This window comes from Streptomyces sp. NPDC001678 (assembly GCF_042892945.1).
Classification (GTDB): Bacteria; Actinomycetota; Actinomycetes; order Streptomycetales; family Streptomycetaceae; genus Streptomyces.
The window spans coordinates 147,649-171,758 of the sequence record NZ_JBIAUP010000016.1; the positions used below are offsets into that span (position 1 = coordinate 147,649).

The 24,110-nt window shown below is 70.5% G+C and carries 26 protein-coding genes and 1 pseudogene; 12 read left to right on the forward strand and 15 right to left on the reverse strand.

Going from position 1 to position 24,110, the window contains the following annotated elements:
* Positions 1-83: 83 nt before the first annotated feature.
* The gene (locus ACFYZR_RS27585; RefSeq protein WP_391914882.1) at positions 84-1,259 is read right to left on the reverse strand and encodes a serine hydrolase domain-containing protein; all 1,176 of its coding nucleotides are present in this window, start codon (positions 1,257-1,259) and stop codon (positions 84-86) included.
* Positions 1,260-1,418: 159 nt separating this feature from the next.
* Between ACFYZR_RS27585 and ACFYZR_RS27590 the strand changes: the two genes are divergently transcribed.
* Positions 1,419-1,949, forward strand: a complete 531-nt coding sequence (locus tag ACFYZR_RS27590; protein WP_391914884.1) for a GNAT family N-acetyltransferase — start codon at positions 1,419-1,421, stop codon at positions 1,947-1,949.
* 40 nt (positions 1,950-1,989) lie between these two features.
* Here ACFYZR_RS27590 and ACFYZR_RS27595 read toward each other — a convergent pair whose 3' ends face one another.
* Positions 1,990-2,898: an NAD(P)-dependent oxidoreductase gene (locus tag ACFYZR_RS27595; protein ID WP_391914886.1), complete on the reverse strand. Its 909-nt coding sequence runs from the start codon at positions 2,896-2,898 to the stop codon at positions 1,990-1,992.
* Positions 2,899-3,038: 140 nt separating this feature from the next.
* On the opposite strand from ACFYZR_RS27595, the gene ACFYZR_RS27600 reads away from it, so the two are divergent.
* Complete coding sequence (locus ACFYZR_RS27600) at positions 3,039-3,398, forward strand: winged helix-turn-helix transcriptional regulator (RefSeq protein ID WP_391914888.1); 360 nt, start codon at positions 3,039-3,041, stop codon at positions 3,396-3,398.
* Positions 3,399-3,414: 16 nt separating this feature from the next.
* Here ACFYZR_RS27600 and ACFYZR_RS27605 read toward each other — a convergent pair whose 3' ends face one another.
* Positions 3,415-4,092 (reverse strand): macro domain-containing protein, encoded by a 678-nt coding sequence (locus ACFYZR_RS27605; protein WP_391914890.1) that lies wholly within the window; start codon positions 4,090-4,092, stop codon positions 3,415-3,417.
* Positions 4,093-4,294: 202 nt separating this feature from the next.
* Between ACFYZR_RS27605 and ACFYZR_RS27610 the strand changes: the two genes are divergently transcribed.
* Complete coding sequence (locus ACFYZR_RS27610; protein ID WP_391914892.1) at positions 4,295-5,917, forward strand: ADP-ribosyltransferase domain-containing protein; 1,623 nt, start codon at positions 4,295-4,297, stop codon at positions 5,915-5,917.
* A 56-nt stretch (positions 5,918-5,973) separates the two neighbouring features.
* Here ACFYZR_RS27610 and ACFYZR_RS27615 read toward each other — a convergent pair whose 3' ends face one another.
* Positions 5,974-6,681, reverse strand: a complete 708-nt coding sequence (locus ACFYZR_RS27615; RefSeq protein WP_391914894.1) for a ribonuclease H — start codon at positions 6,679-6,681, stop codon at positions 5,974-5,976.
* A gap of 146 nt (positions 6,682-6,827) precedes the next feature.
* On the opposite strand from ACFYZR_RS27615, the gene ACFYZR_RS27620 reads away from it, so the two are divergent.
* Positions 6,828-8,408: an FAD-binding oxidoreductase gene (locus tag ACFYZR_RS27620; RefSeq protein WP_391914942.1), complete on the forward strand. Its 1,581-nt coding sequence runs from the start codon at positions 6,828-6,830 to the stop codon at positions 8,406-8,408.
* Positions 8,409-8,472: 64 nt separating this feature from the next.
* On the opposite strand, the gene ACFYZR_RS27625 is transcribed toward ACFYZR_RS27620, so the two are convergent.
* Positions 8,473-9,498: a methyltransferase gene (locus ACFYZR_RS27625; protein ID WP_391914896.1), complete on the reverse strand. Its 1,026-nt coding sequence runs from the start codon at positions 9,496-9,498 to the stop codon at positions 8,473-8,475.
* 200 nt (positions 9,499-9,698) lie between these two features.
* On the opposite strand from ACFYZR_RS27625, the gene ACFYZR_RS27630 reads away from it, so the two are divergent.
* Entirely contained in the window at positions 9,699-10,568 is an 870-nt protein-coding gene (locus tag ACFYZR_RS27630) for an LLM class flavin-dependent oxidoreductase (RefSeq protein ID WP_391914898.1), read from the forward strand.
* A gap of 69 nt (positions 10,569-10,637) precedes the next feature.
* Here ACFYZR_RS27630 and ACFYZR_RS27635 read toward each other — a convergent pair whose 3' ends face one another.
* Positions 10,638-11,351, reverse strand: a complete 714-nt coding sequence (locus tag ACFYZR_RS27635; protein ID WP_391914900.1) for a VIT family protein — start codon at positions 11,349-11,351, stop codon at positions 10,638-10,640.
* A 186-nt stretch (positions 11,352-11,537) separates the two neighbouring features.
* On the opposite strand from ACFYZR_RS27635, the gene ACFYZR_RS27640 reads away from it, so the two are divergent.
* A complete protein-coding gene (locus ACFYZR_RS27640) occupies positions 11,538-12,350 on the forward strand; it encodes a hypothetical protein (protein ID WP_391914902.1) in 813 nt (270 codons plus the stop codon).
* A 112-nt stretch (positions 12,351-12,462) separates the two neighbouring features.
* Here the strand turns inward: ACFYZR_RS27640 and ACFYZR_RS27645 are convergent, their stop codons facing one another.
* From ACFYZR_RS27645 to ACFYZR_RS27660, 4 genes are all read right to left on the reverse strand, one after another.
* Positions 12,463-12,939, reverse strand: coding sequence for a hypothetical protein (locus tag ACFYZR_RS27645; RefSeq protein ID WP_391914904.1), 477 nt, complete (start codon positions 12,937-12,939; stop codon positions 12,463-12,465).
* Positions 12,940-13,129: 190 nt separating this feature from the next.
* Positions 13,130-13,321: a hypothetical protein gene (locus ACFYZR_RS27650; RefSeq protein WP_391914906.1), complete on the reverse strand. Its 192-nt coding sequence runs from the start codon at positions 13,319-13,321 to the stop codon at positions 13,130-13,132.
* Between the two features lie 94 nt (positions 13,322-13,415).
* A complete protein-coding gene (locus ACFYZR_RS27655) occupies positions 13,416-14,186 on the reverse strand; it encodes a MerR family transcriptional regulator (RefSeq protein ID WP_391914908.1) in 771 nt (256 codons plus the stop codon).
* A gap of 70 nt (positions 14,187-14,256) precedes the next feature.
* The gene (locus ACFYZR_RS27660) at positions 14,257-15,405 is read right to left on the reverse strand and encodes a hypothetical protein (RefSeq protein WP_391914910.1); all 1,149 of its coding nucleotides are present in this window, start codon (positions 15,403-15,405) and stop codon (positions 14,257-14,259) included.
* Positions 15,406-15,590: 185 nt separating this feature from the next.
* Between ACFYZR_RS27660 and ACFYZR_RS27665 the strand changes: the two genes are divergently transcribed.
* On the forward strand, positions 15,591-16,805 hold the full coding sequence (locus tag ACFYZR_RS27665) for a serine hydrolase domain-containing protein (RefSeq protein WP_391914912.1): 1,215 nt from the start codon (positions 15,591-15,593) through the stop codon (positions 16,803-16,805).
* A 29-nt stretch (positions 16,806-16,834) separates the two neighbouring features.
* Here ACFYZR_RS27665 and ACFYZR_RS27670 read toward each other — a convergent pair whose 3' ends face one another.
* Both ACFYZR_RS27670 and ACFYZR_RS27675 read right to left on the reverse strand, forming a co-directional pair.
* Positions 16,835-17,419 carry a hypothetical protein gene (locus tag ACFYZR_RS27670; protein WP_391914914.1) on the reverse strand — a complete coding sequence of 195 codons (585 nt, stop codon included), beginning with the start codon at positions 17,417-17,419 and terminating at the stop codon, positions 16,835-16,837.
* 122 nt (positions 17,420-17,541) lie between these two features.
* On the reverse strand, positions 17,542-18,300 hold the full coding sequence (locus ACFYZR_RS27675; RefSeq protein WP_391914916.1) for a polysaccharide deacetylase family protein: 759 nt from the start codon (positions 18,298-18,300) through the stop codon (positions 17,542-17,544).
* Positions 18,301-18,480: 180 nt separating this feature from the next.
* Here ACFYZR_RS27675 and ACFYZR_RS27680 point away from each other — a divergent pair, with 180 nt between their 5' ends.
* Together ACFYZR_RS27680 and ACFYZR_RS27685 are read left to right on the forward strand one after the other, a co-directional pair.
* Positions 18,481-18,669: a hypothetical protein gene (locus ACFYZR_RS27680; RefSeq protein ID WP_391914918.1), complete on the forward strand. Its 189-nt coding sequence runs from the start codon at positions 18,481-18,483 to the stop codon at positions 18,667-18,669.
* A pseudogene (locus ACFYZR_RS27685) lies at positions 18,653-19,123 on the forward strand (helix-hairpin-helix domain-containing protein); the annotation flags it as partial. The gene ACFYZR_RS27680 and the pseudogene ACFYZR_RS27685, both read left to right, overlap by 17 nt.
* 179 nt (positions 19,124-19,302) lie before the next feature.
* Here ACFYZR_RS27685 and ACFYZR_RS27690 read toward each other — a convergent pair.
* The 3 genes from ACFYZR_RS27690 to ACFYZR_RS27700 are packed head-to-tail and all read right to left on the reverse strand — an operon-like array spanning position 19,303 to position 21,089.
* Complete coding sequence (locus tag ACFYZR_RS27690; protein WP_391914920.1) at positions 19,303-20,142, reverse strand: helix-turn-helix domain-containing protein; 840 nt, start codon at positions 20,140-20,142, stop codon at positions 19,303-19,305.
* Between the two features lie 7 nt (positions 20,143-20,149).
* Positions 20,150-20,674 carry a DUF6879 family protein gene (locus ACFYZR_RS27695; protein WP_391914922.1) on the reverse strand — a complete coding sequence of 175 codons (525 nt, stop codon included), beginning with the start codon at positions 20,672-20,674 and terminating at the stop codon, positions 20,150-20,152.
* Positions 20,658-21,089 (reverse strand): hypothetical protein, encoded by a 432-nt coding sequence (locus ACFYZR_RS27700; RefSeq protein ID WP_391914924.1) that lies wholly within the window; start codon positions 21,087-21,089, stop codon positions 20,658-20,660. Before ACFYZR_RS27700 ends, ACFYZR_RS27695 begins: the two co-directional genes overlap by 17 nt.
* 1,071 nt (positions 21,090-22,160) lie before the next feature.
* Between ACFYZR_RS27700 and ACFYZR_RS27705 the strand changes: the two genes are divergently transcribed.
* From ACFYZR_RS27705 to ACFYZR_RS27715, 3 genes are all read left to right on the forward strand, one after another.
* Positions 22,161-22,595: a hypothetical protein gene (locus ACFYZR_RS27705; RefSeq protein WP_391914926.1), complete on the forward strand. Its 435-nt coding sequence runs from the start codon at positions 22,161-22,163 to the stop codon at positions 22,593-22,595.
* A gap of 167 nt (positions 22,596-22,762) precedes the next feature.
* A complete protein-coding gene (locus ACFYZR_RS27710; protein ID WP_391914928.1) occupies positions 22,763-23,419 on the forward strand; it encodes a class I SAM-dependent methyltransferase in 657 nt (218 codons plus the stop codon).
* Between the two features lie 105 nt (positions 23,420-23,524).
* Entirely contained in the window at positions 23,525-23,992 is a 468-nt protein-coding gene (locus ACFYZR_RS27715) for a GNAT family N-acetyltransferase (RefSeq protein ID WP_391914930.1), read from the forward strand.
* The last annotated feature ends 118 nt before the right edge of the window (positions 23,993-24,110 follow it).

Here is a 24,110-nt window from a genome sequence, read left to right on the forward strand (position 1 = left end):
GAAAAAAGCCTCCGAGCGCACCTCTTGGGGCGCCGAAGGCCGACGCGATCATTCTAGCAGTCGGCCGGTCGGCGCGGTCGGGCTCAGCGGCACAGGGCCGTGTCCACGACCTTCTCCACGCGCCGCATGGCCGCCTCGTCGGACGGCTTGCCGGTCACCGCGACGTTGGCGGCGCGGCCGCCGTCGGTGGCACCGCCTCGGGTCTCGTATCCGGGGAGATCGCCGCCGTGCCCCCAGTAGACGCCGCCGCACGACAGCGGCCTGCTCACGATTCCCAGTCCGTACCGGGCGCCGTCGCCGAAGAGGCTTTCGGCGGGGACGGTGGTGCGCATCTGGGCGAGCTGGGCGTCCGGGAGGAGACGCCCGCCCAGGAGCGCGGTGAAGAACCGGTTGAGGTCGGAGTTGGTGGAGATCATCCCGCCCGCCGCCCAGGCCCAGGAGGGTTCCGTTTCCGTGACGTCGCGCAGTGGTCCGCCCGCCGACTCCCGGTAGTACCCCTTGGGATGGGGTTCGCGGATGGTCGCGTCACCGGGGGCGGGGAGGTAGGTGTGGCGCAGCCCGACGCGCTTGACGATGCGCTGGTCCAGCTCCGTCGCGAGGGTGTGGCCGGTGACCTTCTGGATGATCAGGCCGGCCAGCAGGTAGTTCGTGTTGCTGTACGCCCATTTCGTCCCGGGGGCGAAGTCGGCCTTGTGCTGGAGAGCGATGTCGAGGAGGTCGCGGGGCTCGTAGTAGCGGGGCTGGAGGTCGTACTTGGTGTAGTTGGGGAGTCCGCTGGTCTGCTGGAGGAGCTGGCGGACGGTGATGTGCCGTCCGTCGATTCCCTCTCCGCGTACGAGGCCGGGGAGGTAGGTGTCGACCGGCTCGTCGAGGCCGATCTTTCCTTCGCCGATCAGTTGCAGCACGACCACGGCGGTGAACGTCTTGGTGTTGCTGCCGATCCGCACCTGACCGTCGACGGGCACCTTCGCGCCGGTGGCCAGGTCACCGACTCCGGCGGTGTAGTTGCGGGTGCGGCCGTCGCGGTCCTTGACGCCCGCCAGCGCGGCGGGCAGGCCGTCGGCCTTCACCAGCGCGTTGAGGCTCTGCTGGACGGTGTCCGGCCTGGTGGCGGCGGATGCCGCGGACGGGGCCAGGGCACCCGTCGCCATCACGCCGACGGCCACCGCGGCCGCGACCGCGGCCGGCACGGCTCTGCGCCGGCCACCACCGCCCCGCCGCCTGGACGAAAGTGACGTGTTCCATGCCTGCTCACGCATGAGTCGACTCCTACGGAATGATGGGGAAACCGGCGATACGCGCCGGACCCCACACTTCCGGACGCGGCGGCCCACGACGATCCTGCTACCCTCCCGGCCCGAGTAGGGCTAACCCCCGGCACGGCTCAGCGCGCACCACGCGCTGCTTAAGCTTTCGCCGTGAACGACACCACACATGACATACGGATCAGACCGGGTGGCCCGACCGACGCGGCGGCCATTCTGGACATGCTCGACTCCGCGGTGGCCTGGATGAACGATCGCGGCAACACCGAGCAGTGGGGCACGACACCGTATTCGCGCAAGCCCGGCGGGGTGGCGCGGGTCGAGCGGTACGTGACCGAGAACGCCCCCTACATCGCGGAGCTGGACGGAACACCCGTCGGAGCCATGGTGCTGGACTCCGGGCCCAGCCCGCAGATGCCGATCGCACCGGCCGGGGAGCCCGAGCGGTACGTCCGGCTGCTGGTCTCCGACCGGCGGTACGCCGGCCTGGGCATCGGGGCGGCGCTGCTGGCCCATGCCGTCGAGGAGACCCGGCGGGCCGGTGTCGCGTTGCTGCGGGTCGACTGCTGGGCGGGCGGCGGGGGCGAGCTGGTCGCGTTCTACGAGCGCAACGGTTTCACTCCCACCGTCCGTTTTCTGTCCGACTCCTGGCTGGGACAGGTCCTGGCCCGGCAGGTCGGCTGACGGCGCGGGCAAGGCACCCCGGTTCCGGGAGCGGCCTCGATCACCCTCCGGCCTGGGCGAGCTCTTGCTCCGGCCTCCGGAGGACCTCGACGAGTGCCGAGATGCTGTGGTCGCGGTGGCCGGCGGCGACGGCCCGTTCGAGCAGCGCGCGCATCGGCGTGTGCCAGGACACATCGATGCCGGCCTCCTGACCGAGCCGGGGTACGTTGCCGGCTCCCTGGTGGAATATCCCGACCGTCGCGCGGGGCCGGGTGTAGTCGGCGCTGTCGATCTCATCTGCCATGGCCGGGAGTTCGGCGGCGATCATCTCCAGCCACTTGACGGTGTACCGCACCAACGTGCCGGCCTTCAGACCGCGTGCGGTGACCAGCGCGGCTCCTTGGAAGAAGCCGAGGAGCGCCGGCAGCAGGAGCCCACCCACGGCCTGCTCGTAGAGGGCGGCGAGGTCCGGCTCGTCGCCGAGGTGGACGGTGTCCCCGCCCAGCACCCGCAGTGTGGCCTCGTACGTGTCGAACACGGTCCTGTCGCCGCCGTAGTACAGAAGGGTGTCGGGTCTGCCGACGGCCGGAGGCACATTCTTGACCGCGCCGTCCAGGAACCGTGCTCCTCGTGTCCCCGCCCAGGTCGCCATGCGGCGAGCGTCTTCCGGTGCCCCGGAGTTGAGGGTGACCAACGCGCGCCCGGCCAGGGCGGCTGAGGCCGGTTCCAGGGCCTCGCGCGTGGCGTCGTACGTGGTCAGACAGGCGATGACCAGCGGGCCGGCGGCCACCGCCTCCTCCACCGTGACAGCGTGGCGCGCTCCCCTGGCGACCAGCGGTGCGGCCTTCTCCGCGCTCCGGTTCCACACGGTCGTCGGGTGCCCCGCCCCGATGAACGCCTCGGCCAGTGCCGTACCCATCGCGCCCAGGCCGATGACGGTCACCGGCGTACGGCGGTCGTTCGCAAGCATGCTCAACTCCAGTCTGCTCATGGACGGTTACGGACCTGCGGCCCGTTGCCCCTCCATGCTCCGGCCCACGCAGACATTTCCTCAAGTACCGACTATTTTGACGGGTACATACATCCAGGTCAGTGGGAGTGGGAGTGCTGATGAAGAAGCGGACCTTCACCTGCGGGTTCGACGCCGCCCTCGCCGTCGTCGGCGGCAAGTGGAAAATGCTGATCCTTTGGGCGCTCCACAGCGACGGCCCACTGCGCTTCGGACAGCTGCGGCGCGCGATCGACGGCATCAGCGAGCGCGTCCTGATCAGCCAGCTCAAGGAGATGGAAGCGAGTCAGTTGGTGCACCGCGAGGAATTCCACCAGGTGCCGCCGAAGGTGGAGTACTCCTTGACCGAGTTCGGTTCGTCGCTTCTCGACGCCCTCATGCCACTGGGCGACTGGGGATCGGCCAACATGGAACGTATAGCCTCGCGGCTCGGCACGGCCCGGTCCGAGCCGGAGACGTAGGGCGCCGGGAGCCCGGTCAGCCGCGGGAGCGGGGGCGCCGGTCAGCGGGCGGCGTGATGCGTACGCGCTCCTCGACGGGGGCGTTCTCGATGTCGTCGAGCTGCGCGAGGATCGTGGCGCGCAGCTCGTCGTAGTCCTCGAAGTGGTAGTCGTGGAACAGCGTGTGGCCCGTCCACATGAGGTTCGCGCAGACCCGCGCCGGCACGCGGCCGGTCTGGGCGCCCATGCCGACCAGCGCCACCGACGCGATACTGCCCGGCGCCTCCGTGTTCTGCCGGTGTATCGCCTGGAACGCGGCGGCGCACGCCAGGGCCACGTTCAGGGTCTCGCTCACATTCTGTTCCGAATGCTCCATCGTCGGCGTCGATATCAGGAACTTCGGGTCGACCGCCCCGGATGGCACGCACACCGCGCTCCCCACCGGCAGGCTTCCCGCGAACCGGTCGCGGATCGCCCGCTGCACGCGCAGCTGGATGCCCGCGCCGAGGTATCGCTTGATGGCCGCGTCGACCCCGCCGTCCATCCGGCCCCGGGAGTTGGTCGGGGTCACCCAGGCGTCGACCTTCTCGTCAAGGATCGAGCCCTCGCGGATCTCGATGCCGGGGGTGTCGGCGAAGGCCGCCCGCCACGCTTCCACCACCGACGCGTTGATGTCGGTCAGCACCACCTTCAGCGGCGACTGCGTACGGTCCATGGTCATGCTCCACTCCGATCGGGGAATCGGCCCTCGGTGACGCGGGCCTCGGTCGTTCACGACGCTACCGCGCCCCACTGACAAGGCCGTTCCGTCTCGGGCGCCGTTGTCGGACCCCCTCGGTATAACAGTGGTGTCCCGCACAGCTGTGGGGTCCGCCTGCCATCCGTCGGACTCCCACGAACACCGGAGTCCCAGCACCATGAGCGATGCCCCCTCCCCCGCCACGCCCGGCCCGAACGACCCGCTGGCCCTCGCCGAGCTCTTCGAGGGCGGCGGTGAACCGTGGCTTCCGCTGCTGAGGCCGGTGATCGAGGCACAGCCGGACGCGGCCGCCTTCATCGGCCCGGGCCGTGGCCCGGAGGTCGTCCCCGTCCGTGAATTGACCTTCCAGGCACTCAAGCCCAATCCGCCGCACAAATGGAAGGTCGTCGTCTTCGGCCAGAACCCCTATCCGCGGCCGGAGAGCGCCACCGGCATCGCCATGTTCGACAACACCTTCCACGACTGGAAGGACAGTCAGTTCGGACGGGTCGTCAGTATCCGCTGCATCATCAAGGCGGCGGCGATGTGGAAGCACGGCATACCCAAGAAGACCCCGATCGCCGATATCCGCGCGCTTTTGAAGGAGCAGGACACCGTCCAGCCGCCGGAGTGGTTCCAGGCGATGCTCACCCAGGGTGTGCTGTTGCTGAACGCGGCGCTCACCGCCAGCAGCGCCGAGGCGCGGGGAGCCGACCGGCACACCGTGTTCTGGCGTCCGGTCGCCGAGCGGATCGTCGAGGAGATCCTCAAGGCCAAGCAGAACGCCGACGAGGAGGACCGAGGTGTCGTCTTCGCGTGGTGGGGCGCGCACGCGCGCAACCTGAAGAAGATCGTCCTCAAGCTCCAGGAGAAGTACCCCGAGGTCGAGGTCCGGCACATCGACCACGCCAACCCCGCGGCACAGGGCGACATCTTCTGCGAAGGCGACCACTTCGGAGTGGTGAACGACGCCCTCGCGTCGCTGGGCATGGATCAGATCGACTGGTTGCCGGGCAAGGGGTGGAACGACGCCGCGGTGGAGGCCGGCGGGGCGGACGGCGGCGTCGCCGAACGCATGGGGGCGTTCATCGCGTCCACCATGGAGCTGCACCAGCTGTATCTGGAGCGGCTCGCCGGCGTCAAGGACGAGGGTCTGGCCCTCCCCGCGATCACCGGTGTCTTCGACACCCCGCTGATGGGGTTCCGGGAGGCCGTCGCCCCGGTCGCCGAGCTGCTGTCCGGTCTCGGCCGGCATGTCGAGCTGTCGCACGACTTCGGCAAGAGGCGGGCGGACGAAGCGGCGGGCGCCGGCGGTCTGTCCGCCGACGCGATCGCCGCTCTCTACCTCTACACCTGCGAGTCCGCGTTCTACCGGGAGATCAACGCCATTCTGCGCGCCCCGGACCGGAGCAGGCTCATCCCTTACCTCCCGTACTTGCGACTGCTGTTCTCCGCGGTGTCGGGGCTTCCCGCCCGCACGGAACCGCTGTGGCGCGGGGTGTCGCTGGACCTGCGCGCGCAGTACCCGGTCGGCCGGACCGTCACCTGGTGGGGCGTCTCCTCGTGCACGTCCGAGCTCGGTGTGGCGCGGGCGTTCCTCGGGAGCAGCGGCAAGCGGACGCTCTTCGAGGTGACCCCCGCCCGGGCCGTGGGCATCCAGAACTTCTCCGCGTTCACGGGCGAGGAGGAATTCATCCTCGCGCCGGGCACGCAGCTCAAGGTGACGGACGTGAAGACGGAGCGCGGCGGCCTGTGCACCGTGAGGCTGACCGAGCTGGAGGAGCAGACCCTCGTGTCCTGACCAGGGGGCCGGCCCCGCCAGCCGGTCGCATCAGCCGGCCCCGTCAGCCGGCTCCGTCAGCCGGTCGCGGTCGTGGCGCAGGCGAGGTGCCCCCAGCCGTCGGGGTTCTTCGCGATCGTCTCGCCCTTCGCGTACGGCTTCCCGCAGCGGCAGCGCCCGGGGAACCTCGCCTTGAGCGATCCCCTCGTCCCCCCGCCCGACGGTCGCCGCGTCCCCGGCTCCGAAGCGGGCTTCCGGGCGCGGCCGCCGGCCCGGGGCCCGGCCACGGCCCCGGCCTCCGGTTCCGGCAGGGCGGAGCCGAAGGAGGTGCCCGCCTCCCGCTGGGTACGGGCGGTGTGGCTCGCGGCCGCGTCGGCGACGGCGTTGAGGGGGTCGCCGTCGACCTGGTGGGCCGGTACGTACACGAACTCGACGGTGCGGCCGGTCAGCAGCTCGTCGATCCGCATCACGAGCGCCTGGTTGGCCACCGGGGTGCCGGACGCCGTCTTCCACCCCTTTCTCTTCCAGCCCGGCAGCCACGTCGTCACGGCTTTCATCGCGTACTGGGAGTCCATCCTCACCTGCAGAGGGACGGCCGGGTCGGTGGACTCCAACAGTTCCTGAAGCGCGGTGAGTTCGGCGACGTTGTTCGTCGCGGTGCCCAGCGGTCCGGCCTGCCAGCGGTGTACCTCGCCGGTGGCGTCCCCGACGACCCATGCCCAGGCGGCGGGGCCGGGGTTTCCCTTCGACGCGCCGTCACACGCGGCGGTGATCTGTTCGTGCATCCCACCATGGTGCCAGCCGTTCGCCATCGGTCGCTCACGGCCGGAACCACCTGCCCCCACTGACACATCTGTTTGATCAACGGGGACTCGGCAATGCGCGTCAAAGCACACGCACACGCACCAAAGGGGCAGGGATCGGCATGGCCATCAACAGGCGCACACTCCTGGCATCGGGTACCGGACTGGCGGCGGCAGCCGCCTGGGGCGCCACGGCGGCGACCGGCGCGGCGAGCGCCGACACGAAGAGGGCCAGCGAGGCGTGGGGCGCGTCCAAAGCGGCCAGGGTTGCGGAAAGCGACTGGACCGCCCTCGGCAAGGGCCTCACCGGCGGCCTCGTACGCCCCGGCGACGCCGACTACACCGCTGCCCGTCAGCTCTACAACACCCGCTTCGACGCCCTGCGCCCGGCCGCGATCGTCTACGTCGCCGGCACCCCGGACATCACCGAGGCCCTGGCCTTCGCGCGCCGTTTCTCCATACCCGTCTCCATCCGCAACGGCGGCCACAGCTACGCGGGCTGGTCCAGCGGCAACGGCCGGCTCGTCATCGACGTCTCACGGCTCAAGAGCGTCCGCACGCCGTCCGCGTCCAGCGCCGTCATCGGCGCCGGAGCCAAGCTCATCGACGTCTATACGGACCTGGCCGCGCACGGCGTGACCATCCCGGCGGGGTCCTGCCCCACCGTCGGGATCTCCGGGCTCACCCTGGGCGGCGGACATGGCGTCCTCTCCCGTGCGTACGGTCTGACCTGCGACAACCTCACCGGCGCCACTCTCGTCACCGCCGACGGCAAGACCGTCGACTGCGACGCCACCCGCGACGCCGACCTGTTCTGGGCCCTGCGCGGCGCGGGCAACGGCAACTTCGGCGTCGTCACCGAGCTCCGCTTCCGCACCCGTGCCGTCGGCGAGGGAGTGACGGGATATGTCTCCTTCCCGTGGTCCAAGGCCGCGGCCGTCGTGCGGGCGTGGCAGGAGTGGGGACCGAGCAGGCCGGACGAGATCTGGTCCGCCTGCGATCTGTCGGCCGCGGCGGGCGGCACTCCCCGGATATCCGTCGCCGCGTTCTCGATCGGCTCGTACGGGGACCTGGAGAACGCCTACGACGAGCTGATCGGCAAGGTGGCCAAGGCGAGCGGTGGCAGTGACGGCATCGGTACCGTCCGGCTGCGCCGCCACTCCTATCTCGACACGGTCCGCGCGTACGCCGGCTGCGGCGACAAGTCCACCGAGCAGTGTCACCTCCCGGGCGCCACGCCCGGCCGTGCGTCCTCCGGGCAGCTGGAGCGCGAGACGTACGCGGCGCGCTCGGACTTCTTCGACCGCTCGCTCGACGACGCGGGCGTCCGGACGCTGCTCGACCAGCTGGAGCGCTTCGGGCGCGGGGTCAAGGGCGGCGGTGCCTCGGTGCAGCTGACGGCCCTGGGCGGCGCGGTCAACCGCGTCGATCCTCTGGACACGGCCTTCGTGCACCGGCGCTCGCGCATGCTGGCCCAGTACCTGACGTCATGGGCGGCGGGCGGTCCCGGCACCGCGCAGACCACCTGGCTGGAAGAGGCGCACACGGCGATGCGCCGCCACGCCTCGGGCGCCGCCTACCAGAACTACACCGACCCGAGCCTGACGGACTGGCGCAAGGCCTACTACGGGGACGCGGCGGACCGGCTGGCGAAGCTGAAGCGGCAGTACGACCCGCGGCGCGTCTTCGACTTCCCTCAGGCGCTGTGACTCCCGGCCGGGCCCCGCGGCGCACATCGGCGCACACACCGCGGGGCCCGGCCGGCGCGTCGCGTCAGGCCGCCACGGCCGCCTCGACGATCGACACCGCCGTCCCCGTCGGCACTACGCGTACCAGCCGCAGCCCCGCCTCGGCGAACAGCCGGCGGAACTCCTCCTCACCGCGCTCCTGACCGTTCAGCGTGGTCATCATCAGCACGTCGAGGATCTTCCCCGGGTGCGGGGCGTTGTCCTGCGGGATGACGGCGTCGACGGCGAGCAGCCGGCTGTCGGCGGTCATCCCGGCGCGGCACGTGCGCAGGATGCGGACACAGTCCTCGTCGGGCCAGTCGTGCAGGATCCGCTTGAGGAGGTAGACGTCGGCACCGGCCGGGACCGAGGTGAAGAAGTCACCGGGCCGGACCTCCCAGCGCCCGGCCAGCTCGGGCACGTCGAGCGAGTGCCCGCGCAGCACGGCGTCCCGGTCGTACAGGACGCCCGTGAGCCCCGGGTTGCGCACCAGCGCCCGGCGGAGCAGCCCGCCGCGTCCGCCGCCGACGTCGACGACGGTGCCCTTCGCGGGGAAGGCGTACGCGGCGGCGACCCCGTCGTCCTCGCCGCTGGAGACGCTGGCCATGCCCCGGTCGAACGCCTCGCCCGCACCGGGATCGCGGGACAGGTACTCGAAGAAGGGGGCGCCGTAGATCTCGTCGAAGACGGAGCGTCCGGTGCGCACGGTGTCCTCGAGCCGCGCGGCGGGCCGCGTGAAGGAATCGTCCGTGGCCATGAGAACGGCCTCGCGTAACGAGGACGGGGTGTCGGAGCGCAGGCGTTCGGCCAGGGGCGTGAGGTGGAAGGCGCCCTTGTCGTCCTCGCGGAAGACGTCCCTGGTGGCGAGCAGCCGCAGGATCCGGCGCAGATGCCCTTCGGAGGCGCCCGTGAGCGCGGCGAGCTCGCCCGCGCCGCGGGGGCCGTCGGCGAGGTGGTCGGCCACGCCGATGCTTGCCGCCGTGCGCAGCGCGGCGGAGTGGAGATAGCTCAGCGCGTAGTCGGTGAGGTGTGCGACGTGCGGATCGGGGGCGGATGGGGTGGTGTGATCCATCGGGGCTGCCTCCAGAAACGGTTCCGAAGTGCCGGCCGGTCGGCATATGCCGGGCCGTACGACACCACGATGGCCGTGCCGCCCGCTCGGCCGCCAGGGCATCTCACGCCACTTCGTGCCCATTTCAACGACGAGGTCCGGCCGACGACTTCGGGACGCCCGTGTTGCGGGGAGACCTGGACCGGGCCCACGATGCCAGGATGCGGTTCTCGGTGAACGTACCCAACTTCGGCGACTTCGCCGACGCCAGGAATGTCGCGACCCTGGCCGTGGCCGCCGAGGAGGCGGGGTGGGACGGAGTGTTCCTGTGGGATCACATCGTCCATCACAAGGGCTCCCCCCGCCCCGTCGGCGACCCGTGGATGCTGCTCACGGCGGCGGCGCTGGCCACCACGCGTATCGGGCTGGGCACGCTGGTCACGCCGGTGCCCCGGCGGCGGCCGCACCAACTGGCACGGCAGGTCGCCACGCTGGACCGGATCAGCGGCGGCCGGGTGATCTTCGCGGCGGGCCTGGGCGGGCCGGTGGAGGACGAGTACGGCAGCTTCGGCGAGCCCACCGACGAAGTCCTGCTCGCCGAGCGCCTGGACGAGGGGCTGGGCCTCCTGGAGCGGTACTGGACCGGTGAGCCGGTCACCCACCACGGCCGGCACTTCCACGCGGACGACGTGGCGCTGCTGCCACCGCCCGTGCAACGCCCGCGCCCGCCGGTGTGGATCGCCGGGTACTGGCCGCACCGCAGGCCCATGCGGCGCGCGGCCCGCTGGGACGGCGCGGTGCCCCTGTTCGATTCGGCGGGGCACGGCAGCACCCCTCCGGTGGACGAGCTGCGCGACCTGGTGGCCTACGTCCGCCGGCACCGGCCCGACGAGCGCCGTGACGCGCCCTTCGAGGTGGTCGTCGGAGGTGTGTCCCCCGCGAACGACACGGCCGCCGCGCGGGACGTCATCGGGCCCCTCCTCGACGCGGGCGCCACCTGGTGGGACGAACGGCTCCCCATCCGCGACCCGCGCCTCTCCCACCTCGACACGGTCCTCCGCCGCACCGAACAGGGACCGCCCCGACTCTGACCCTTCCCGACTCTGACCCTTCCCGGCTCCGACCCGACAGCCGCCTGACGCGTTCTGCTGCCTGCCGCGTCAGACGGTCGAACCCAGCAGTGTGCCGACCCCATAGGTCACCGCCATGGCCAGCGCCCCACCGATCACATTGCGCAGCACTGCCGGGCGGACGGTGGCGCCGCCGAGCCGGGCGCCGGCCCAGCCGGTGGCGACGAGCGCGGCGAGGACGGAGACGACCGTCACCGGCAGCCGCCGGTCGGCCGGCGGCAGGACGATCAGCAGCAGGGGCAGCAGAGCACCGGCGGTGAAGGAGAGGAAGCTGGCCACGGCCGCGGCCCAGGGGTTGGTGAGGTCGTCCGGGTCGATGCCGAGCTCCACGCGCGCGTGCGCCCGCAACGCGTCGTTCCTGCTGAGTTCCCGGGCGGCGGCGTCGGCCACGCCATGGCTCAGGCCGCGCCGCTCCAGCGCGGCGGTCAGTGCCGCGAACCCGGCCCGGGGGTGCTCGCGCAGCTCCTTCTCCTCCAGCTCCAGCGCGGCCCGCTGCGCGTCGCGCTGGGCGCAGACCGACACGTACTCGCCCGCGGCCATCGAGAGCGAACCGGCCAGCAGTCCCGCCATTCCGGCGGTCAGCAGGGTGCCCCGCTCCTCGGTCGCGCCGGCGATGCCGACGACGAGGCCGGCGGTGGACACCACCCCGTCGTTGGCGCCGAGGACCGCGGCGCGCAGCCAGTTGAGCCGCCCCTCGGTGGCCTGGACGGGCCCTCCGTGGTGCGGCGAGTCCTGATCGCTCACGGGGCATCACTCACCGGACATCACTCACGGGGCAAGGATCCCGCCGGGCCCGGCCGGGCCGGTGCGCGGCGCGCCGGAAGGCGGCCGATCGGCCGTTCGGCCGTTCGGCGGCAATGATGAACCCCTAATGACCCATGGATGTCAGCCAGTTGGCGCGCACACTCCCTCTGTGTCATAAAAGGTGACATGGCGGATACGTTCAGGAACGCCGAGGCCGAAATCAAGATCATTCTTGCCGGTGGGACGGCGGAGGACGCGCTCCGGTCCCTGGGGCTGGAACCCGGGAACGGGAAACACCTCAGCATCTACTTCTGGGATGCCCCGCGGGAGGACGGCGACGGCATCCGCCTTCCGCTGGCGGAGGCCGGGGCCATCATCCGGCTGCGCACTCCGGACAGGGACGGCCCGGACAGGGACGGCAAGGACGACAAGAACGGCAAGGGCAACAAGAGCGACCTCACGGCGAAACTCCGGCCGTGCGACCCTGCCGCGCTGCCCGCGAAATGGCGCGAGAACCGCGGCGGGAAGGGATGGGAGTTCAAGGTGGAGGAGGACTGGAGCGGCAGCGACCGCGTCTGGTCGGCCTCGCTCAAGGTCGACGGGAACTTCGAGGCGCCCGTCGCCGGCGAGAGGAACGGGGCCGTCCCCTGGCCGCCGCCGCTCACCCCCGACCAGCGCGATCTGCTGGCGTACGCCGGGGTCACCGACGACGGGCTGCGGGACGCCGTGGCCCTCGGCCCGGTCGGCGCCGTCCGGTGGAAGCCCTCCCGCCCGGACCTGGACCGGCCGCTCACCGCCGAGTTCTGGAGTGTCGGCGACGACGGCCCGTGCTTCCTCGAACTGTCCCTGCGCGCCCCGCACGCCGATGCCCCGAGCGCCCAGGAACTGCTGGAACGCACCGTGCTGGAGCGGGGTCTGCGGCCCGCCCCGCGGCAGGCGTCGAAGACCCAGACGGTCATGACCGTGCTCGCCCGGAACCATCTGCGTCGGGCGGTGTGACACGTCCGGCGGCCGCGAGGCGACCGCCGGACGCCGGATCCATGCCGTCGATCGATGCCGTCGATCGATGCCGTCGATCGACATCACCCACCGATGTCGTCGACCGCTGTCGTCAGTGAGCCGTGCGGGTGTTCCAGATCGCCTGGCTGCCGTCGTAGATCACGACATTCCCGTCGTCCTGGACGGCCAGGCGGGACCCGGGGTGACCGGCGGTGCCCGAGTTCCAGACGGCCTTGCCCGAGCGGGTGTAGACCACGAAGTTGCCGTCCTCCTGGAACACCGCCCGCCAGCCGCTGTTGACGGTCTTGGAGTCCCAGCGGGCCCGGCCGAACTCGTCGTAGACGACGAGGTTGCCGTCGGACTGCATGACCAGCTGGGCGGTGTCGGACGTCACCGACTGGCCTCTCTCAAGGACGAACGGAGCGTAGAGAACCTGGCTCGCCATGGTTCTAGCGCCGCTCGCCGCGGTCGCGCCGGTCGTGCCGTTCGCCGAGGAGGTGTGGCCGGGAGCGGCCGCGCTCGCCTGGCCCGTGAGAGTGATGGCCATCAGTGCGGCGGCCGCGAGTGTTGTGGCGGTCTTCTTCCCCACGAAAGGGTCCCTTCGTCGAGTCGTTCTTCCACCGATGCCCCCAGGTGAGGGGGCCGAAGACGGACTCTCGCAGCTTCCCCGGCCGCGCAGAACCACTCCGTTCGCCCATGACGAGTTCGCACTGGTCTTTGGCCAAGGATTGAGTGTTTAACGAGCCGTCACCCGGCGAAAACCAGGCGCGGCGGCGGAATCAGCCTCGGTACAGCGAGCCCGAGCGCACATAGTTCACAACCGCCTGCACGGCGAGCGCCACCGGCAAGGCCAGGAGGACCTCGCCGGGAACCGCGCCGAACGCCGCCAGGAGGGCGAGGAGCGCAACGGTCAGCGCGGTGGGGAATATCGCGAACAGCGCGAGGCGGATACGGGTACGGCGGTGGCTCATGGCCGGGCTCCTTCGGCGGAGGGGACAGCGGGAGAGGACAGCGATGGGGGAATCAGCGGGGTGACGGACGGCGTGCAGCCGATGACGGGACCCTTCACGTGGCCGGGTCGCGGCGGGCCGCGTCCAGGTAGTCGGCCAGTTCCCGCCAGTCGTCGGCCGGGGCGTCCGGGGCGCCGGACATCGCGGCCGGGTCGTCACGCCACGCGTCCCGCACACCGGTGGAGATCCCCGCGTCGCCGCCGGAGAACAGCGTGCTCAGCTCGTCCATCCGCGCCACCAGGCGCCGGACCTTCGGATCGGTGGGAAGGGTCCCGGCCCTACGGAGCCGATCGGCACGGCGGTAGAGCTCCGGCCATTCGACCTCCAGCAGGTAGTGCGTCGCAGGCCCCAGGGCGGCGGCGCGCGTCTGCAGAACCCGCATCTGATCGTCGTCCAGGTGACGGCGCAGCGTGCGCTCGCCCTCCGGGCCGGTGCCGCCGATGGCGTGGAGGGCGTCGAGCAGCATGCCGGTCGTCGGGTACTGGTCGGCCGCCAGTCTGTCGCCGAGGCCGCGCAGCCGCTGCCGCAGGACGTCGAGCGCGGCGATGGACGCCTCCACCCCGGCCAGGTGGTCCCGGACCAGTCGCGCGGGGTCCACCCCGGCGTCGAGGCAGACGGCGATGGTCTCCAGGCCCAGCCCCAGACCGCGCAGGGCGAGCACCTGGTAGAGCCGGACGAGGTCGTCCTCGGTGTACTCCCTGTGCCCTCCGGCGGTGCGCCGGGAGGGGCTGAGCAGGCCGATGGTGTCCCAGTGGTGCAGTGTCCGGACGGTCAGTCCGCTGGCCTCGGCGAGCGGACCGACCTTCCAGGTCGTGGAAGCGGTCATGGGACAACGATGCATCCTCACGCGACGTGAGGTTCAAGTCGGAACGGCCGGCGCCCCGAAGGCAGAACGCTCAGTACCGCAGCACCGCGGCCAGCCGGTCCTCCTCCGCGAGCGTGTCGTCCCGGACGAACTCGACGTCCGCGCCGTTGTTCAGTGCCGCCTCGACGATCTCGTCGACGACGTCCTCGCGGATGGCGGGATCCGCCGTCAGCGGCTCGGTGGGCTCCTCCAGGCGCACCGGGTGGCCGCCGTTGCCGTCGACGCGGGCGGTGATCTGGTAGTGGTCCTCGACCGCGAGGAGCGCCACCCGGCCCTGGCGGACGGTCTGCCAGATCTCGTCCAGCCCGGAGGTGAAGCGCTTCTGGCCCCGCGCGTCGCTGAGGCGGCGCAGCACCTCCCCCTGCCGTGCGGCGCGGCGCTCCTCGAACGCCGGGCGCAGCACCTCGGCCAGCGCGTGCGCGGACAGGCCGATCGCGCCGCCCTGCTCGATGCGGGCGGTGATCGCGTCGGGCCTGGGGCAGAGCTTCTCGAGGAGGGCGATCTGCTCGCGCAGCCCGACGACGTACAACGGCCGGGGTTCGCGGTCCAGTACGGGCATGAGAGCGCCGACGACCGTACGCGCGTACTGGCGTTCGCGCTCCACGTGGGCCTCCCCGCGCGCGGTCAGGGAGTGGTTGCCGACCTTGTCGAAGTTCGCGCCGGGCAGGGCGTCCTCGTGGTCGGGGAGGGAGGGGCGGACGGGGAAGCCGCTCCCGATGGTCTCGACGAGGTGGTCCCCCGCGCCGTCCCACAGCCGGGTCTCGGCCTCGGAGAGCACCAGCACCCAGTACGGCTCCTCGGTGAGCCGGGCCGCGACCAGGTTGCGGGTGAGGAAGGTGTCCGAGACCACCACGCGCTGCGGCACGGCGCGGGGCAGGTACCACACCTGGTGCTCGCCCGGGGCGGCCAGGATGAGCAGGCCCTCGTCGGCGTGGGCGAGGTCCACCTCCTTGACGGCGGCGTCGATCTGCGCCTCGACGTCCACCCGGGCGTTCCGGGTGACCCTCGGGTCCTCGGCGAGTCGTCGTTTGGCCTCCGTGACCGTGTTGCGCAGCCGGACCTGGTCCTGGGTGCTGGTGCCGGCGCGCCGCGTGGTCGGCAGGAGCACTGAAACGGCCGGGTACGGGCGCTCACGGCGCAGGTCGCGGAGCGTCTCGTCGGTCAGCTCGCCGATGTCCATCAAGGTCCTCCTCGGGCCTGCGGGGTGTCTTCCAGCTCACCAGAGGCATGGCCGAACGGCCAATCGAGCGGGTCCACCCGGTGCACGGGTGCCGTGCGCCTACCCGTGCGGAGGCTTCCTACCCGTACGGATGACTTGCTCCGCTCGTCCGATGAGCGGATCGTGCTCTGCGGTAGCGAAGAGTCATGACGAAGCGCACCGTCCGCAGCGTTCTGCTGTCCCTGCTCACCGCCGTGGCGCTGCTCGGCGGCGCGTCCGGCGCGTCCGGTGCCCTGTCGGCCGGCACCCCGTCCTCCACGCCGCCCTCCACGCCGTCGTCCGTGCCGCCGGACGGCCGTGCGCACGAGCGGACCCGGGCGGCCATGGAGACGCTCGTACGGGCCGGGATGCCCGGCGTCGTCGGCCAGGCGCGCGAGGGGCTCGACGGGCGCCGCGTCTGGGACGGGGCCGCGGGGACGGCCGACCTCGGGCGGCCACGGGCGCCGCGGGCGCGCGACCGGTTCCGGATCGGCAGCAACACCAAGACGTTCGTCGCCACCGTGATGCTGCAACTGGAGGCCGAGCACCGGCTCCGGCTCACGGACACCGTGGAGCGCCGGCTCCCGGGCGTGGTGCGCGGCCACGGCAACGACGGGCGCGCCATCACCCTCCGCGAGCTCCTCGACCACACCAGCGGGATCTTCGACTACGCGGCGGACCCCGCCCTCCACAAACGGCTCTTCGAACGGGACTTCCTCCACCACCGCTTCGACACCTACACGCCCCGGCAGTTGGTGCGCACGGCCGTGTCCCATCCGCCGGTCTTCGCCCCCGGCAAGGGCTGGAGCTACTCCAACACCAACTACGTGCTGGCCGGAATGGTCATCGAGAAGGTCACCGGCCACCCCTACGGCCGGGAGATCCGCGACCGCGTCCTGCGGCCCCTGGGCCTGCGCGCCACCTCCGTACCCGGCCGGTCGGCCGCCCTCCCCCGGCCCGGCGGACGCGGCTACATCCGCTTCCCGGACGAGCCGGGGACACCGTTCCACGACGTCACCGACATCAACCCGACGGAGGCCTGGGCCGCCGGCGAGATGATCTCCACCGTCGGCGACCTCAACACCTTCTACCGGGCGCTGCTGCGCGGCCGGCTCCTGCCCGCCCGCCAGCTCGCGGAGATGCTGACGACGGTGGACACCGGGCTGCGCCCGGCGGCGCGGTACGGCCTGGGCATCGCCGCGCGGCAGCTGTCCTGCGGGGTGACGGTGTGGGGGCACGACGGCGGGATCCAGGGGGCGGTCTCCCAGGTGAGCAGCGTCCGGGACGCCTCGCACACGGCCGCGTTCGGCGGCAACGCCCTCGGGGTGCCCTTCGACACGCTCGCCCTGGCGGAGGCCGAGTTCTGCGGGAGGACGAGCTAGCGCTCCGCGTACGAGGCGCGGCGCGGCTGTTACGCGAAGTCCGGCCAGGACCCGGGATCCACATGGGTGTTCTCGGGTACCTGCGCGTGCGCGTACCAGCCGCCCTGGGTCTCCCACACGGTCTCGGAGCGATTGGAGGTGAAATCCACGGGGTGCCCCATGGGCCAGGTATCCGGAACCTCCCAGGAACGCACCCATGCGTTCAGTTCCCGCCACCCTTTGCACGGGGTGTCGACCAGTCGCCGGAAGACCTTGCCGTTGACGCGACAGAACGGGAAGAACAGCGCCTCGATCTGGATGACGACCTTTCCCGCGCGGTCGGTCCGCGTACCGCCCGCCAGGTCGTGCACCGCCCTGCTCCGGGACGTCGCGGGGAAGAACTGGGCGAAGGCGCCGGCGAACGGGTCCCAGAGGATGTGCGGCGCCTTTTCCTTCCCGTCGTGGGTGAAGAAACCTTGGAGACTGGTGAAGGGAACAAGGTCCTTCGGATTGTCCGCCGTGGTCTTGATGTCCGCCGTGATGTGCGCGATGGCCTTCGGCGGGAAACCCGGGTCGTAAGGAGCGTGGTCGCCGAGGTCCATGTTGATGGCCTGCGGCATCCGTATCTCGGCCATGGTCCGCTCCTTCCGTCGAGTGCTTCAAGTCTCATCCCGCGCATGCGGCCGGGCCACCGGTGGGCCTGCCCGGGCCGGACGTCATAGCCAGGCGTCTCAGCCCGGCGTCTCAGCCCGGCGTCTCAGCCGCGCACGCGGCATCGCCGTACGAGCCGTCCCAGGCCGGCGAAGCCGTAGCCGTGGGCGCGGGCGGAGGCGATGATCCGCGGCAGGGCGTCGGCGTCCAGCACGGAGTGGCGCGCGTCCGTGGAGCCCACGTGCATCTGGATGATCGCCCCCGGTGAGAACGCCCGCTCCGCCCGCCGGACGACCATGTCCACCGTCACGCCCCCGTCCGGGCCGCGCCAGCCCGCCGTGTCGTCCACCCACTCGACGACGGGATATCCCAGGGCGTTGACGTCACGGACGTTCTGCCCGGTGAACTCGCCGTACGGGAAACGGAAGGCCACGGGCGTACGGCCCGTGGCCCGGCGGATGGCCCGCGCGGCCAGGTCGGCCTCCCGGCGCTCCTCGCGGAAGGACAGCCCGGGGAAGCGCGGGTGGCTGTAGGAGTGGCTGCCCACGGGGTGGTGGGCGGCCAGCGCGCGGGCCGCCCTCGGGTGGCGGTCGGCGAAGTCCCCCGTCAGGAAGAACATGGCCGGTACCCGCTCCTTCCGGAGCACGGCCAGGACCCGGACGATGCCGTCCTCGTTCCACGCCGCGTTGAAGGTCAGCGCGATGACCTTCCGCTCCGTGGGGACGCGCCGGAGCGCCGTCCCGCCACACCCCGGCCGCCCGGAGACGGAACCGGGACCGGGCTCCCTTGCCGCCCCCGGCGCCGACGGGGCCAGCAGCAGCACCGCGGCCGCGAGCGGCAGCAGCCGACGACGGGACCTGGACATCCACGTACTCCTCCCGCGCGGGAAACCCGGGACGATCTCATGCGATCCGGTGGAATCCGCTCGTACGCCGTGCCGAGAGATCGTTTCTCCTTCCCCCGTACGGGCGATACGGCGCGTGCCGTCACAGCCCCGGGGGCAGACCCCGTACGTCCAAGCCGATGACCGGATAAGAGGTACTTCATGCGCCGCACCCCTGTCATGACCCTTGGCACCGCCGCCGTGCTCGGCCTCCTGCCCGGCTCGCCCGGGGTCACCGACAGCGGCACCCCCACCACCACCGCGTGCCGGCTCCCCGCGCCCGCGCGGCCGGGGACCCGGTTGCGCGGCACCGCCCCGGTGGCACGCTTGACCTATGGCCCGGCCCAATGACGAGGTCGAGGCACTGCTCCAGGAGTACGCCGATCTCGTCTCGATCACCGGTGGCGACGCCTTCAAGGCACGTGCCTACGAGAAGGCCGCCCGTGCGATCGGCGGTTTCCCCACCGACATCTCCACCCTTGACGCCGAGGGCCCGCGGGAGATCCCGAACGTGGGCAAGTCCATCGCCGACAAGGTCCTGGAGTACCTGAACACCGGCCGCATCCCGGCGCTGGAGGAGACCAGGGCGGCGATCCTGCCCGGGGTCCGCGAGCTCATCGCCGTCCCGACGCTGGGCCCCAGGAAGGCCATGACGCTCTACGAGGAGCTGGGCGTCTCCTCCGTGGAGCAACTCCTCGACGCCATCCACGACGAGAAGCTGCGCGACCTCAAGGGCTTCGGGCCCCGGACCGAGGAGAACATCCTCCACGGCATCGCCCTCATGCAGAAGGCCGGCGGCTCCGTCCTGCCGCCCGGCTCCTGGGGGGCCGGGCTGCTGTACTTCACCGGCTCCAGGGCGAGGACAACCGCTACAGACCATTCACGTCGGAGTGGGTGACCGGCGACCCGTCGGCACTGCCCCCCGTCCCGAGGTAGCGCTGTGCTCGCCCATCGTCGGCCCGTCTTGCGGCACTACCTCGGGGGCTAGTCCAAGTGGCCAAGAGCCCTGGTGATGAGTGCCTTGGCGCGCTCGCCGTACACCGCGGATTGCTTCAGGAGGTCGAAGGCTTTTGCGTACAAGGCGACTTCTCGGGGCTGGGTTACGGAGAACTCTGCCGAGTAGGTCTCGATGAGTACAAGCTTGTCGTCGAACATCGAGAAGGAGTTACCAGGCCAGAGGTGCATCACTGCGTCACGAGGGATGAACCCCAGGCTGAGGCGGGGCAGCCTCATGACGACAAGAAGGCGATCAAGCTGGCCCCGCATTACGTCTCTCCCGCCGATGTTGGTGTAAAGCGCTTGCTCGGAGAGAAGAACGTTGAATATACGGTCGCCCTGGTAGAGGTATTGCTGGCGTTCCATCCTCTTTGCCACCGCAGCGTCCGTGTCGTCAGGGATCTCATAGTAGTTGATAACCTGTTGGAAGGTGGCGGCGGCGTACTCGGCCGTCTGGAGGGTGCCCCAGACCACCGTGGGGTGGAAGATCCGAAAAACCCTGGTCTTCGCATATACAGGGAGCGCCTTGCGCTGTCGTTGCTCCGCGCCACCCTGTAGCTGACGCCGCCACTCAAGCCATAGTTCCTCGATATGCCGAACTGTGGCGATGAGATCGTCGACCTGGTCTTCGGTGTGGGTCTTCTGGCACCAGAGCCGGATGTCGTCTTCGCTGGCGTTCTGCCGCCCGTTCTCGATGCGGGAGACCTTGGACTCCTGCCACCCGGTTACCGCGGCGAATGCCCGGCCGCTGGCGAACCCCGCGTCCTTACGGAATCCTCGCAGCCGGGCACCCAGGGCCTCCCGCGCTTCCTGTGCTCTGTTACTCACTGGTGGATCAGGGCTGGTACTCGCCGTGCGGGATGGCCACGGACCAGAGAGCATCGCGGATCTTGATGCACTCAGAGACCGTGGCTGGGGCGTCGATGAGTTCGGAACCGAGGACGCGGCCGTCCTCGCTGAAGTGGCCGACCGCCAACAAGCGGTCGTCGTACAGCCACCAGTCGTTGCCGGCCACCGGGAACGTGATCCCGTCGGGCACCCGGTGCCGGGGCAGCCACCGGATGTCCTCGCCGGCCTCGATGTTCAGCCGGGTCAAAGAATGCTCCCACCGGACGTACTGCGAGTGCGGCTCGCTGATGACCCGGACCCGGCGCACCGTCCTGCCCCCGCCCGTCACCCGCTTCATGAGCGTCATCCACGGGTCGAGCCATGCGTAGTCGTCGGATTCCCCGCGCTGCCAGCGCGTGTACGGGGTGTCCTCGACCGGAGAGCCGTAGTCGTCCCGTAGTTCGAGGTGGAAGGCGTCGCGCTCGAAGCTCTCGAAGAGCTTGTCGCGCTCGGCGCTAGTGATCAGGTCCACTGTTCTCCTCCAGTAGGGCCGTGATCGAGGACTTGGGGACCTCGATGCAGGTCTCGTAGTCGGGCATGCGCATCTGGCCGAGAGCTTCGGCGTCCGTCATAGCAGGTCCCTCAAGGACGCACGTCCCCTGCTCGGTCACCAGCATGATGGGTGCCTCGAAGCGCTTGATCTTGCCTGATGGCAGGCCGTCGTTGACCAGGTGCTCGAACAACTCGGGCGGAACCTCCACGGCCGTGTGGCCGGTGGGCACGTCGAGCTGCATCAGCAGGTCGTTCCCATAGATCTTCCATCCCTGGACGACGTAGCTGTCCTGGTCGGTGGCGTACAGGGTGGGGCTGTCCCCAGGGGTGCTGTTCTTGCCGAGGAACGTGGTGCTCGACGTCCGGGCCGAGCGCATCGGCATCGCGATGGACAACGTCGGCCCCCGCTACCAGCTCCGTCCGCCGGCCGGCGGACGGGAGTGGGAAGCGGAGCCGCAGCACATTCAACCGGCACCTGCCGAGGCGCGGATGAGTGCACGGGTGGCGGAGGCTAACAGAGACAGCAGGTTGCGGGGTGGCTGCTGGTGCACAGAAGGGTGTCGCTGGAGTCGGCTACTCCGGACAGCATCAAGAGTCTGGGGTTGCCGCCCGTCCGGTCACTTGTCCACGACGCGGCATCGGGATGCGACGGGGTCCTCATGCTGGTGCGAGTTGCAGGCCGCCAGGTTCGACGAGCCCGAGGCCATGACGCTCGCAGCCGAACCCACGACGACGCCGCGCCTGACGCTGCGCTGGTTACAGTGGCACGCTGGTCGAGCCGCCCAGGAGCTCGACCCCGCACCGGGGATCCTCACCGGCTCGCGGCGCTCCGCGTCGGCCTTCCCGCGGCGTGGCCGGACGTCACCCAGTCGTTAAGGGCTTGGGTAGCCGACCATGACCACCACGAACACGTGTTGGCCGAGCTCCGTGCCGGTCGCGCTTACACGTTGCGGGCGTCGGCCCCATTCGTTTCCCTGACAGCGGCCCCCCTTGCGAGAGCCCCACGAACCACCACTCGGCGATCCCCGCACCCCCCGCACTACCGCCGAGGTCCCCGGCGGCCTTCCGCCGAGTCCTCCGGTACCCCAAAGGGCGCCGCACGGCACCGTGCGCTGCCCGCACCCGCCCGAGCGTTGCACGACCACGGACGGCCTCATCATCTGCCGCTGCGGTGCCCGTCGGTTCCCCGACCACCACGCGCTCGGTGTAGCTGCCCTCGACATCGGCGGCCGCCCTGCTTCGTCGACAGCCACTCAGCCGGCTGCCGGGGCATCCACCCTGCACCGCCATCTCGTCGGCGCGCCTGCGCCGGCCCCGTGACTCCCGCCCCGGTCGGCGCACCCTGGCCAGGTCGAGCAGGCCGGGAGCGGGGCAAGGCCCCTCCCCGTTCGTCGTCGGTTCCGACAACGCCGCATCCGTCGGACGGGGAGGGTTCCGCAAGATCGGTTCTAGCTGGAGGTGCCCGCATGGGTACAGCAGTAGCGGTACGCGATCCGAAGGAACTGCTGGGTGAGGACGTCTGGGACCGCGAGATCAAGCTCCTGGTCCGCGACAACCTCATGGACACCGTGATGGCCGGCCGTCTCCTCGGCCAGGCTGTCGCCTACCTGATCACCGCCATGGAGACCATGGGCGAGGGTCTGGAGCTCGGCTGCGGAGAGCTGGTGGACACGGCAGTCCACGCGCTCATCCTCGGCACGGCGAACTACGCCGAATTCTGCAACAAGTACAACAAGGGGCAGTTCCTCCACCACATCCCCGAGATCGAGCGCAAAGCCGACGGCACCGTCATGAGGACGGCGGCCGTGGTCGAGCGGCACGGATTCGAGGTGGACTGGCCGCTGTGGGAGCGCGACGCCTCCACCTGCTCGCCTTGCACGCAGGGGACGAGCTGCCACTGAGTAGTACGACCGCGTGAAGACCGGCGGCACCCTGAGGGTGTCGCCGGTTCTCGTTCGAGGGAAGGCCGCAGAACCCCCACCCCTCGGTAAGGCCCGGGAGTAGCGTGTGACCGTCGGAGCCTGACGGTACGGATGCTCACCAACAAGCCACCAAGGAACGTTGCTGCATGAGCGTTGAGAGTTACTGGGACCGCTACGCGGCCGGAGCCGTCGAGAAGATCGGCCCGGTGGAGGTCTCCATCGAGAAGGGGTTCGGCTGGACGCAGTACGACCACCACGGCCCCGCCGAGGAACTGCTCTGCCAGCCGGAGAAGACGCTGGAGCTGGGCTGCGGGTGCGGTGACACCGTGGCCTACCTGGCGCGTAAGGGCATCGACGCAACGGGCCTGGACCTGTCGCCTGTGCAGATCAGGACCGCCGGCGAGCGCTGGGGTGACCTCACCGGTGCCCGCTTCCTCCTTCGGGAGGCCGTGGACCACCTCAGGACCACGGACGAGACGTACGACGCGATCTACTCGATCTGGGGAGCCTTCTGGTTCACCGACCCCCGCCGGCTCCTGCCCGCCATCCGTGAACGACTCAGTCCGCACGGCGTCCTCGTCTTCTCCCAAGCACCGGCCGTCGACGGCTGCTACGGCGCGCAAGGGATGTACGGCAACGGCTTCAACGGCAAGATCCTTCCGGTGCAGCGGTGGGCGTACTCCGCAGAGATGTGGAAGGGCATCCTCATGCATCATGGCTTCCTGGACGTGGAGGCCCGGGTTCTGGAGGCCCCCGACCCTGAGAACCTAGGGACTCTGATCGTGACGGCGAGGATCGTCTGACCTTCCTCAGGCCGCTCCGTCTCCGGTAGCAAGGGCCCGGAGCGGCCTACGGGCCACTTCCCGCTGCCCAAGCCTTTCTCCCGTGACGCCAAGAACAGGAGAGACATGTTCGCCATGCGCCCGGCCACCGCCGCCGACGTCCCCGCCGTCGAGACGACGATCCTCGCCCGCTCAGCCTGGCTGGAGGAACGCGGCCTGCCGAGCTGGCGGGAGAACGCCGCCGACCTCGCACGACAAGCGGAGAATCGCGACGGGGACGTATGGGTCCTCGCTGAGGGCGGAAAGGTCATTGGGTGCACCACCGTGCAGGAGCACACCCCGCCGTGGGGATGGATTGAGGTCGAGCTGAGCGAGCCGGCCCACTACCTGTACACGTCGGTCACCGACCCGGCGTACCGGGAGAAGAAGCCCGGCACCGTGATGGGGTTGTGGGCCGTGGACCGAGCCGCGCAACAGGGTAAGCAGTGGGTTCGGCGCGGCTGCCACTTCCCCGGACTCGTGAGGTACAACGAGACGCAAGGGTTCGAACTGCTGCATGAAAGGAACGACGCCGCCGGGTCACGGCACGCATAGGGAAGGGGGTGCGGAGCATGGTCCCTACTGAGGTTTTCGTTAGTTCTGTGGTTGTTGGGGGTGGATGGTCAGTCCGGTGTGGGTGAGGAAGGACCAGGGGAGTTGTTCGTCGGAGCAG

Excerpts from the sequence above, each read along its gene's own strand:
- ACFYZR_RS27585 (WP_391914882.1), bottom strand. The coding sequence starts at position 1,259 with ATGCGTGAGCAGGCATGGAACACGTCACTTTCGTCCAGGCGGCGGGGC.
- ACFYZR_RS27595 (WP_391914886.1), bottom strand. The coding sequence starts at position 2,898 with ATGCTTGCGAACGACCGCCGTACGCCGGTGACCGTCATCGGCCTGGGC.
- ACFYZR_RS27600 (WP_391914888.1), top strand. The coding sequence starts at position 3,039 with ATGAAGAAGCGGACCTTCACCTGCGGGTTCGACGCCGCCCTCGCCGTC.
- ACFYZR_RS27605 (WP_391914890.1), bottom strand. The coding sequence starts at position 4,092 with ATGGACCGTACGCAGTCGCCGCTGAAGGTGGTGCTGACCGACATCAAC.
- ACFYZR_RS27610 (WP_391914892.1), top strand. The coding sequence starts at position 4,295 with ATGAGCGATGCCCCCTCCCCCGCCACGCCCGGCCCGAACGACCCGCTG.
- ACFYZR_RS27615 (WP_391914894.1), bottom strand. The coding sequence starts at position 6,681 with ATGCACGAACAGATCACCGCCGCGTGTGACGGCGCGTCGAAGGGAAAC.
- ACFYZR_RS27625 (WP_391914896.1), bottom strand. The coding sequence starts at position 9,498 with ATGGATCACACCACCCCATCCGCCCCCGATCCGCACGTCGCACACCTC.
- ACFYZR_RS27630 (WP_391914898.1), top strand. The coding sequence starts at position 9,699 with ATGCGGTTCTCGGTGAACGTACCCAACTTCGGCGACTTCGCCGACGCC.
- ACFYZR_RS27640 (WP_391914902.1), top strand. The coding sequence starts at position 11,538 with ATGGCGGATACGTTCAGGAACGCCGAGGCCGAAATCAAGATCATTCTT.
- ACFYZR_RS27650 (WP_391914906.1), bottom strand. The coding sequence starts at position 13,321 with ATGAGCCACCGCCGTACCCGTATCCGCCTCGCGCTGTTCGCGATATTC.
- ACFYZR_RS27655 (WP_391914908.1), bottom strand. The coding sequence starts at position 14,186 with ATGACCGCTTCCACGACCTGGAAGGTCGGTCCGCTCGCCGAGGCCAGC.
- ACFYZR_RS27660 (WP_391914910.1), bottom strand. The coding sequence starts at position 15,405 with ATGGACATCGGCGAGCTGACCGACGAGACGCTCCGCGACCTGCGCCGT.
- ACFYZR_RS27665 (WP_391914912.1), top strand. The coding sequence starts at position 15,591 with ATGACGAAGCGCACCGTCCGCAGCGTTCTGCTGTCCCTGCTCACCGCC.
- ACFYZR_RS27670 (WP_391914914.1), bottom strand. The coding sequence starts at position 17,419 with ATGGCCGAGATACGGATGCCGCAGGCCATCAACATGGACCTCGGCGAC.
- ACFYZR_RS27675 (WP_391914916.1), bottom strand. The coding sequence starts at position 18,300 with ATGTCCAGGTCCCGTCGTCGGCTGCTGCCGCTCGCGGCCGCGGTGCTG.
- ACFYZR_RS27680 (WP_391914918.1), top strand. The coding sequence starts at position 18,481 with ATGCGCCGCACCCCTGTCATGACCCTTGGCACCGCCGCCGTGCTCGGC.
- ACFYZR_RS27705 (WP_391914926.1), top strand. The coding sequence starts at position 22,161 with ATGGGTACAGCAGTAGCGGTACGCGATCCGAAGGAACTGCTGGGTGAG.
- ACFYZR_RS27710 (WP_391914928.1), top strand. The coding sequence starts at position 22,763 with ATGAGCGTTGAGAGTTACTGGGACCGCTACGCGGCCGGAGCCGTCGAG.
- ACFYZR_RS27715 (WP_391914930.1), top strand. The coding sequence starts at position 23,525 with ATGTTCGCCATGCGCCCGGCCACCGCCGCCGACGTCCCCGCCGTCGAG.